14 protein-coding genes are annotated in these 9,143 nt (G+C 46.8%); 5 read left to right on the forward strand and 9 right to left on the reverse strand.

Annotated elements, in window-relative coordinates:
* Positions 1-225: 225 nt before the first annotated feature.
* The 4 genes from VST71_12555 to mtnA form a co-directional block, all read right to left on the reverse strand.
* Positions 226-420 carry a hypothetical protein gene (locus VST71_12555; protein MEC4686548.1) on the reverse strand — a complete coding sequence of 65 codons (195 nt, stop codon included), beginning with the start codon at positions 418-420 and terminating at the stop codon, positions 226-228.
* Positions 421-512: 92 nt separating this feature from the next.
* Positions 513-1,046: an adenine phosphoribosyltransferase gene (locus tag VST71_12560; GenBank protein ID MEC4686549.1), complete on the reverse strand. Its 534-nt coding sequence runs from the start codon at positions 1,044-1,046 to the stop codon at positions 513-515.
* 13 nt (positions 1,047-1,059) lie between these two features.
* The gene (gene mtnP, locus VST71_12565) at positions 1,060-1,824 is read right to left on the reverse strand and encodes an S-methyl-5'-thioadenosine phosphorylase (protein ID MEC4686550.1); all 765 of its coding nucleotides are present in this window, start codon (positions 1,822-1,824) and stop codon (positions 1,060-1,062) included.
* Between the two features lie 207 nt (positions 1,825-2,031).
* A complete protein-coding gene (gene mtnA / locus VST71_12570; GenBank protein MEC4686551.1) occupies positions 2,032-3,141 on the reverse strand; it encodes an S-methyl-5-thioribose-1-phosphate isomerase in 1,110 nt (369 codons plus the stop codon).
* A gap of 316 nt (positions 3,142-3,457) precedes the next feature.
* On the opposite strand from mtnA, the gene VST71_12575 reads away from it, so the two are divergent.
* The 5 genes from VST71_12575 (at position 3,458) to VST71_12595 (ending at position 5,685) form a co-directional block, all read left to right on the forward strand.
* Positions 3,458-4,036, forward strand: a complete 579-nt coding sequence (locus VST71_12575; GenBank protein MEC4686552.1) for a flavin reductase family protein — start codon at positions 3,458-3,460, stop codon at positions 4,034-4,036.
* Between the two features lie 161 nt (positions 4,037-4,197).
* The gene (locus tag VST71_12580) at positions 4,198-4,494 is read left to right on the forward strand and encodes a DsrH/TusB family sulfur metabolism protein (GenBank protein MEC4686553.1); all 297 of its coding nucleotides are present in this window, start codon (positions 4,198-4,200) and stop codon (positions 4,492-4,494) included.
* 10 nt (positions 4,495-4,504) lie between these two features.
* Positions 4,505-4,867, forward strand: coding sequence for a DsrE family protein (locus tag VST71_12585; protein MEC4686554.1), 363 nt, complete (start codon positions 4,505-4,507; stop codon positions 4,865-4,867).
* A 1-nt stretch (position 4,868) separates the two neighbouring features.
* Positions 4,869-5,282 (forward strand): DsrE family protein, encoded by a 414-nt coding sequence (locus tag VST71_12590; protein ID MEC4686555.1) that lies wholly within the window; start codon positions 4,869-4,871, stop codon positions 5,280-5,282.
* A 151-nt stretch (positions 5,283-5,433) separates the two neighbouring features.
* Positions 5,434-5,685: a sulfurtransferase TusA family protein gene (locus VST71_12595; GenBank protein ID MEC4686556.1), complete on the forward strand. Its 252-nt coding sequence runs from the start codon at positions 5,434-5,436 to the stop codon at positions 5,683-5,685.
* Positions 5,686-5,781: 96 nt separating this feature from the next.
* Here the strand turns inward: VST71_12595 and VST71_12600 are convergent, their stop codons facing one another.
* The 5 genes from VST71_12600 to VST71_12620 form a co-directional block, all read right to left on the reverse strand.
* On the reverse strand, positions 5,782-5,970 hold the full coding sequence (locus tag VST71_12600) for a 4Fe-4S dicluster domain-containing protein (protein ID MEC4686557.1): 189 nt from the start codon (positions 5,968-5,970) through the stop codon (positions 5,782-5,784).
* Between the two features lie 84 nt (positions 5,971-6,054).
* Positions 6,055-7,230 carry an NrfD/PsrC family molybdoenzyme membrane anchor subunit gene (gene nrfD, locus VST71_12605; protein MEC4686558.1) on the reverse strand — a complete coding sequence of 392 codons (1,176 nt, stop codon included), beginning with the start codon at positions 7,228-7,230 and terminating at the stop codon, positions 6,055-6,057.
* Entirely contained in the window at positions 7,223-8,014 is a 792-nt protein-coding gene (locus tag VST71_12610; protein MEC4686559.1) for a 4Fe-4S dicluster domain-containing protein, read from the reverse strand. The genes nrfD and VST71_12610 overlap by 8 nt, the downstream gene beginning before the upstream one ends.
* Positions 8,004-8,408, reverse strand: coding sequence for a sulfate reduction electron transfer complex DsrMKJOP subunit DsrJ (dsrJ, locus tag VST71_12615; GenBank protein ID MEC4686560.1), 405 nt, complete (start codon positions 8,406-8,408; stop codon positions 8,004-8,006). The genes VST71_12610 and dsrJ overlap by 11 nt, the downstream gene beginning before the upstream one ends.
* A partial coding sequence (locus VST71_12620) for a (Fe-S)-binding protein (protein MEC4686561.1) occupies positions 8,401-9,143 on the reverse strand: 743 nt, incomplete at its 5' end. The genes dsrJ and VST71_12620, both read right to left, overlap by 8 nt.

The raw sequence follows: 9,143 nt of genomic DNA on the forward strand, positions 1-9,143 counted from the left end.
TCTCCTTTTGCTTATAAATAATTTGCGGAATAACATGTATCTTGCAATATTATACTGCAAGCCGGACAATAAATATGAGATGCTCTTTTGAACCCCATATCTTTTTTAATTGACGAGTTTCTTCAATTCTGCTAATATTTAACTGCATTCTGAAACCTTCTGTTTTAAGATTTTGTTTGGTTCGCACCTATATCTTAACAGGAGGTTTCTTTTTCTTAATAGCTATTAAGTTTTCTTACGGATTCCGGAAACGGAAAGCAAAAGAAAGAGTACGCCGGAGATAAAAACCACTCCAAGCCCCACCTGCCAAGTGTTTGCAAAACCCGCGGCTGCAACACCGGGCAGAACGGAAGAGACAAAGAAGAATCCAAACATCCTACCGGAGAGGACCATCGGCTGAAGGACGATGATATATGCCATGGTCAGGAACGTGGTAGTCCCTGCAATGATCTCCGTGCGGATGGATGGCCGTTATCACTTAGTTGAAAGGTCTTCTCCAGTATGCCCGGGGCCTAATCCCCCTCAAACTCCGTCAATGTAAAGACACTGTATCCCTTGTTGACCAGCTTCTGGTGGCCGCCAATATCAGGAAGGTCTACTATGAAGGCCATCTCCGCAACTTTGGCCCCGAGTTTCTCGATAAGCGCGGCCGACGCCAGGGCGGTGCCCCCTGTTGCAAGGAGGTCGTCCACAAGAAGGACTCTCTCCCCGCGCTTCAAAGCATCCTTATGTATCTCTATAACGTCTGTGCCGTATTCAAGCGCATACTCATGCTCTATAGTCTCCGCAGGAAGTTTGCCCTTCTTTCTTATAGGAATAAATCCCTTTCCAAGGGTGTAGGAAAGGGCTCCTCCGATAATAAACCCCCTGGACTCTATGCCGACAATAGTGTCAAACTCCACATCACTTGTAATATATCTCTGCGTCATGCTGTCAATAACAAGCCTGAATCCGACAGGGTCCTTAATCAGCGTGGTAATGTCCCTGAACATGATTCCCTTCTTGGGATAATCGGGCACTGTCCTTATCTTTGATTTTATCGGCATTTGCTCCTCCTTTTTAGCTGCATTTGTGTTCTGAACACTCAATCTTTGGAATTGTATTCAGGATAAGTTTCTTTACATTCTCGGCATTCCGGTACATGATTGATACAATCATATCCCACGTAACAGGTTCCTCTCCCTCCTTCCAGCAATCATAATCAGTGGACATTGCAATGGACTGGTAACAGATGCCCACTTCTCTTGCAAGTATGACCTCAGGTACGGTTGACATGTTGATAACGTCAGCACCAAAACCCCTGAACATATGAGACTCGGCCTTTGTGGAAAACCTGGGGCCTTCAATCGTAATCACAGTGCCTTTTTTGTGATGCCTGAGCTTTAATTCTTTGGCGGTTTTAATGAGAAGCGACCGCAGCTCCCCGCAGAAGGGCTCTGCCATCGGTGTATGAACAACCTTTTTTTCATGAAAGGTAAGGGTTCTGTGTTTTGTAAAATCTATAAACTGGTCAATAAAGACAAAATCAGCGGGCTTTATCCTGGCCCTCAGTGAGCCGACCGCTGTAGTGGCAAGGATATGTGTGCAGCCCTCCTTCTTCAGGGCACTCAGATTGGCCCTGTAGTTAACCGCCGTTGGGTAGATGGAATGCTTCTTCCCGTGACGGGCAAGTATTACGACGTCAACCCCGTCTATCCTGCCGATTGTGAGTGGGGATGAGGGCTTTCCGTGAGGTGTCTTTACATTCTTTTCTTTGGCGCCCTTGATTATCTTTGGATCATCAAGTCCGGAGCCGCCGATAATACCGACTTTCACCTTTTTCATACGCTCTCCTTATTAAAGTTATTGTCCTCCAAAATCCCGTGTTGTAACTCTTTTTCATGCAATTCCACAGTAAACTCTGTACTCCCAGGTTGATTGAACAGGGCCATCATCCGGTATTTAATATAGTTTTGCCGGTTTTCTGAATAAAAAGGGGAGAAACACGATATCCGTTGTCAGTAATATATAAAGTTAAAGCCGGAATCGAACTCAGCCCTTATGTTCCGGGTAAAGATTAAGGATAGCCTCTTCATTGGCTGCGCAGATCCCCCTTTCTGTAATCAATCCTGTAACCAGTTCAGCAGGGGTGACGTCAAAAGCATAATTTGCGGCATTGCTGTTTTCAGGGGTCAGCAGCACTTTTTTGATTTCACCTTCACAGAGTCCCTCGATATACCTGACCTCATCAGGGTCTCTCTCCTCAATGGGTATTTCCTTCCTGCCGTCTCTTATCTCCCAGTCAAAGGTTGATGAGGGAAGTGCAACATAGAACGGGATATTGTTGTCTTTCGCGGCCAGGGCCTTGAGGTAGGTTCCTGTCTTGTTGGCAACATCTCCGGTGTAAGTCGTCCTGTCCGTACCTACAATCACCATATCCACAAGTCCGTGCTGCATCAGATGCCCCCCTGCATTATCAGGGATTACAGTGTGAGGGACACCATGCCGGCCAAGCTCCCAGGCAGTCAGACTCGCGCCTTGGTTCCTCGGTCTCGTCTCATCAACCCAGACGTGAATATTAATCCCCTTATCAAAGGCAGCATATATGGGTGATGTTGCTGAACCGTAATCAACAAATGCCAGCCATCCGGCATTGCAGTGCGTGAGGATATTAACAGGCTTGCCATTTTTTCCTGCAGCAATGCCCTCAATTATCCTTACCCCGTGCTCTCCAATCCTCCTGCAGAAGTCGGCATCCTCATCGGCAATTTCATTTGCGGTCTTCAGGGCAATGGCCACTTTACCAGCAGGAGAGGCACCACCCCTGATGGCTTTCAACTGTCTGTTTACCGCCCACGTGAGATTGACGGCTGTGGGCCTTGTTGATACAAGTTTTTCGGCCGCTGCATTCAGATAATCATCAAAGGAATCTGCCCTTTCAGCTTCCAGTGCGGCAAGATACATTCCATAACCTGCAGCTGCGCCAATTAATCCGGCGCCCCTCACATGCATATCCCTTATGGCAGCGGCTACGTCATCAACAGCTCTTAAATCCTCAATCACTAACTCATGAGGAAGCCTTCTCTGATCAATAATCCTGATTATTGATTCATCGTCTTCCTTTACCCAGATAGTGCGATAATGTCTTCCGTTTACATTCATTTGATTTCCTGAACAGAACTTTCCCGGAGATGATACGTATCTTTTTTAAATTGCCCGAACCTTAACACCGGCTTCAGTGATACAAGCCATAAAGGATAAGCGCGCTGTTACGTTACATTGCAATTTTACACAACATTATCCAACAAATTCAAGGGCGGTTCACATAAAATGCTGAACCAAGGTATCATTGGACAGTCTGAAAGAGGGATAAGGGCATATGAATGTACGGCAATTCCCGATTTACTCCATGTAAGGGGGACGCTCTATCTGGTATAATTTCAATAAAGTATAATCTTCAATAAAACGGAGGTCCGTCATGAAAAAATCCTTAGGCCCAAAAACCATCATTTATCCAACCCCGGTACTTGTCATAGGAACCTATGACAACAATGGCAAAGCCAATGCAATGACTGCATCCTGGGGAGGAATCTGCTGTTCTCAACCCCCCTGCATAGCCGTCTCTCTGAGAAAGGCGACCTACACGTATGATAATCTGATGGAGCACAAGGCGTTTACCGTAAACATCCCCTCTGAGGACTACCTAAGGGAAGCCGATTATTTCGGAACAGTATCAGGAAGAAATGAGGACAAGTTTTCCATTACCGGCCTTACCCCGGTGAAGAGTGACCTCGTTGATGCACCCTACATCCGGGAATTTCCCCTCATCCTGGAGTGCAGGGTGCTCCATACACTGGGAATAGGGCTCCATACCCAGTTTATCGGGGAGGTGATGGATCTCAAGGTTGAGGAATCCGTACTTGGAGCAAACGGGGTTCCTGATATTGAAAAAGTAAAACCCGTTGCGTTTACCCCTGAAAGCCGCACATATTATGGTCTTGGCAAATTCCTCGGAAAGGCCTTCTCGATTGGAAGAAAACTGCATGGGGATAAATAAAAGAAAATAAACCCGGTGACATGGAAAGAAAATATCGGAAAGACTGGATTCCGGCTTAAAAAGTGCCGGAATGACAGATAGAAAAGCGGATTTTTATTGACAATATACCCCATTAATTGGTATAAAGTATGGTTACAAAAATCTCAAGGAGGTGTAATATTATGAGGCTTGCTGTATTTGTGAGTGAGTACAGGGAACCGGAAATGCTGGAAAGACTGAAGGCCGAAAAATTAGGAATAGTCCTGGTACAGAATGGGGTGTACCATGCAGCGCTTAAAAAAGATGGCAATGTATCCCCGGTTCTCTCAAAAGACGTGGAGTATTATGCACTCTCTGAAGACCTTCAATCCAGGGGGTTCTCAGACTCTGATGTTGTTGATAGCAAGGTAAAGGTTATCAACTATGATGGTCTGGTTGACCTTATCTTCAATGATTACGAAAAAACAATCTGGCTATAAGGAGGAAATAATGGGCAAGATTACAATAGGCTGTTTCTCATCACTCGTTGGTTCCATGTCCCTCGACTTTGCAATCAAGTTCTCTGATGCTGCTGTCAAGAAAGGACATGAGGTTGACCTCTGGCTTTCAGGCAACGGCACAATGCTTGGGAAAAAAGGGCAGGGCAAGTTCAGGGATTACTCTTATCTGATGGATACGGTAATGGAATTGATCAATAGCGGCAAATTCAAGATTACAAACTGCGAGGCTTGCGCCAAGGCACGGGGTATCACCAGGGAAGATACCGTCGAAGGCTTTGGTGTGGCAAGCATGGACTGGTACCTTGCAAGTGCCTTCAGCACAGACAGAATCCTGCACATAGGAGGTGAATAAGATGGCTATTAAAAAGATTGCATTTATTGTGGAAAAACTTCCCTATAAGTCTGAAACCTCAAGACTGGCGCTTACACATGCAATTGCCAGCCAGACAGTGGAGATTCATCTTGAGGACGGTGACAATGTTGAGCCGGTACTGGCCTTTGTCGGTGACGGGGTACTGAACTGTCTCAAGAACCAGAAGGCACTTGAGGTATACGGGGTCTCAAGCCTTGAGGCGCATGTAAAGAACGCCCTTCTGCTCGATCTCAGGGTGCTGGTCTGCAAGGAAGACCTTGAGGGCTTTGGACTCACAGAGGACTCAATCGTGATGGACGCTGAAGAGATTGGTGGCGAGGTCACCACCCAGGTAGTCCCATATGAAGAGATCCAGCAGGACCTTGAATCAGCCGATCACCTGATGTTTTTCTGAAAAACATTCAGGCACGTACAAAGAACGTAAACGAACAAACCACTGAAGACACAGACAAGCAAGAGGCAACATTAAAACTTGACGACTGCTACTTCTCGGTGTCCTCAGTGGTTGGATTATTAAAAGACAATTCACATTAAGGAGGCTTTAAATGGCAGATTTAAAATCTATTGAACCAGCGGCAACTCTCGATGTGCTCGGCAGGGTTTGTCCATATCCCCTGGTGCTCACAAAAAAGAAGCTTGAAAAACTGAACAGTGGCGAAGTACTGAAGGTCATCAGCGATGCCCAGGCATCAGTAGAAGACTCGATACCGAAGTATTGTGAAAAGCACGGATGTGAAATGGAGACAGTAAAGCTCGAGGACAAGGGATACTGGGAGATATATATTCAGAAGAAGTAGCCCTTACTGCAAAAAAAACTTACCTTCATAAAAAAAGGGGCCTCTTTAATCCGAGGGCCCCTTTTTATTATTTGTTTTGGATTGTGAAATTACTTGTTACATCTCTGTAATGGTTATAGCTGCCGGAGGACAGACACCAAGACAGCTCTCACAATATACACACTCAGAACCGTTTACAGGATCTGACTTACTTTCTCCGTCCAATTCAAAAACACCCTGCGGGCAGATATTGATGCACTCCTCACAGGCCTCACACTTATCGTTATCAACGGCTACGATGTACAATTTACTTCACCTCCTTGCTCGATTAATGATCTTATATGCCACAAATCAATGGCTGCCTCAACTATAATAACAAAATCCGTATCTTCAATGGGTGTTGGAACCTGATTCTATCTGCGCTTCCCTGATCGATATAGCCACCTTGTAAAGAACCGTAAGCACGAGTAACCCGATCGCCCAGACTCCAATGGTGATTACAGTCTCGGGCAATGTCGGCCAGTACTCTGTTACCCTCTCAAAAGGATTGGGAACAAAACCGCCAACAATCAATCCAAGCCCCTTGTCAATCCACAGGGAGATGAATGCCGCTACGCAGGCAAACGCGAGAATAGATTCATTCTTGCGTGTATTAGGGTTAACCAGAAGAATGATAGCAACCACTGCAAGTATAGTGGATAGCCACATCATGGGAACTAACTTCCCGACGCCGTCCAGACCGGCATAGAGATACTGAAAGGAGGCCATATGCCCGGGAATCTTGCTGTAAAAGGCGGTAAATACTTCTAATCCCAGGAAGAAAGTGCTTGCTATTATGGCATAGGTGACAATCTTTCCCAGCGCCTGGATTGGCTCCTTCCCCGGATCAAATTTTGTGAGTTTTCTCACTATCAGGGCCAGGATGATAAGTAATGCAGGTCCGGCGGCAAAGGCTGATGCAAGAAAACGGGCTGCCATAATAGCTGAAAGCCAGAAGGGCCTTCCAGGGAGTCCGGCATAGAGAAAGGCTGTGACGGTATGGATACTGATGGCCCAGGGGATTGACAAGTATATCAGGGGCTTTAGCCACGTCGGTGGAGGGACCTCTTTACGATCAGCCTCCAGCGTATTCCAGCCGATTACGATATTGAGAAGAAGATAGCCGTTCAGCACGATAGCGTCCCAGAACATTATCGATTTGGGACTCGGATGGAGCACCAGGTTCATCACCCTCATCGGTTGTCCCATGTCTGCCATTATGAAGAGCATGCACATCACCACGGCAGCAACAGCAAGAAATTCCCCGAGGATAACTATCTTGCCGAATTTTTTAAAGTCATGCAGGTAATAGGGTATAACCAGCATCACCGCTGATGCCGCAACCCCTACAAGAAAAGTAAACTGACCTATATAAAGACCCCACGAAACATCCCTGCTCATACCCGTAATTCCCAGTCCATAAGCGAACTGGCGGAGGTAGAAGATAAATCCCACCCCTATAACGGCAAGTAAAAAGAATATCCATCCCCAGTATCGTCGACTTCCAGTTAATGCCTTCTCAAGCATCTTCATCACCTCCTATTATGTAAAACACACTGGGCCGTGTTCCGAGTTCAGCCTTACGACGCAAGGAATAGTGCTTGCTCAGTATTTTTCTTACCTCTGATTCGGGGTCTGACAGGTCACCGAAAATCAATCCCCCGTTGGATACCTCCACACACTTGGGCCCGAGACCTTTCGCCAACCTCTCCACACAGAAATTACACTTCTCCACAACTCCCTTGGTCCTTGTGGGGAATTTAGGATACAGACGCTTGATAAAGGGACGCGGGTCTCTCCAGTTGAAGCTCCTTGACCCAAAGGGACAAGCCGCCATACAGAATCTGCAGCCGATACAGCGATGGTAATCCTGTGCGACTATTCCGTCCTTCCTCTTGAAAGTAGCCTGTGTGGGACAAACCCTTACACACGGCGGATTGTCGCAATGGTTGCAAAACAGAACGGCCTTCTTTTCCTGGACCCCCTCCGGAAGGTATTCATTCTTCTGAAAGGGAAATACGTGCTCAAAGGTATCTGTCCATATCCATTTAACCTCGTCCTTCAGATTGCCGAAGTCCGGAACATTGTGAATGTAATGACAAGCATCTATCACTCTCTTGTAATCCTCTTCTGTTTTAAACTTCCTTAAATCCACAACCATCGCCCATCTCTTTGCCGTAAGGCCCTTTGGAGAGGACATGTATTCTACAGCTTCAGCTCTATTTTTCCAGAGCAAATCAGTAGCCGAAAAGCCGATCCCAAGGCTGGAAATCCCAGCTAACTTCAAGAAATCTCTCCTACTAATGCTCATTCTTGGCCTCCTTTGGAGCGATATGACAATCCCAGCAGTACGGTTTGACAGCCGCATAACTATGGCATTCATCGCAGAACTTTTTCTTGTTGGAATGACATCTGAGACATTGGTTCTGGAAGCTGATCTCCGTAATCCTGCCATCGGATCCTTTATAGAGCCGTTCGCCCCGGCGAAGTGCAGCATCTCTCCAGTGATTCAGCAACTGCATATGCTCTGCCCTCATAAACTCCTTTGATTCCACACACTGCTTCACCTTCATCTGCTGAATGACCGGGGTATCGAGCTTTGGATCCGGTTTGGCAACAGCCTTACCCATATTAGTATAAAAAGGAAACGTTGCAAAGGCCAAAAATATTATCAATCCTAAAAGGATTTTCCCAGCGTCATACATCCTCTTCCTCCTTTCCCGGCAGGGGTTCAAGGCGCAGATCGGTCTCTCTCTCCTTCTCGCCTGTCATCACCAGGGCATTCCCAAGCAACTCATGAACACCGGAGACTTCCACATCCGGAACCCAGTACTGCATCAGGGCCGTCAACGTTGCCCTGTCGATTGCACAGATATTGGCCAGCATATTCACCCCGTGCTTATCCCGCACATGCTTGACGGCATTCGCCCTCGGCAGGCCTCCCCGCATCCTCAATTCCATGTTTTCACCGGCATTCAGGCCGGTGCCGCTTCCGCAACAAAAGGTCTTCTCCCTGATGGTATCCTCGGGCATCTCATGGAAATGGTTACATGAGTTATTGATGATATAGCGGGGCTCTTCCAGTATTCCCATGCCCCGGGATGTATTACAGGAATCATGGTAAGTTACTTTCAGATGGTCATTCCGGCTTGGATCAAGTTTCAGCTTGCCGTGTTTGATCAAGTCGGCCGTAAACTCGGCTATATGAACCATCTTCGTGGTCTTTGCATTCTCGAACTTTGTACCCGTTATGGGTGAAACCGGTTCTTCAAGGAAATCGGCCGGACCGTTCCATGTACCCATATACTGATGCACAACCCTCCACATGTGACCGCATTCTCCTCCGAGTATCCACTTTACTCCCAGTCTCTTGGCCTCGGCATATATCTTGTAATTCAGCCTTTTTGCCATCTCCATGGAGGTAAAGAAGCCGAAGTTTC

Source organism: Nitrospirota bacterium, from assembly GCA_035873375.1.
Classification (GTDB): domain Bacteria; phylum Nitrospirota; class Thermodesulfovibrionia; order Thermodesulfovibrionales; family JdFR-85; genus BMS3Bbin07.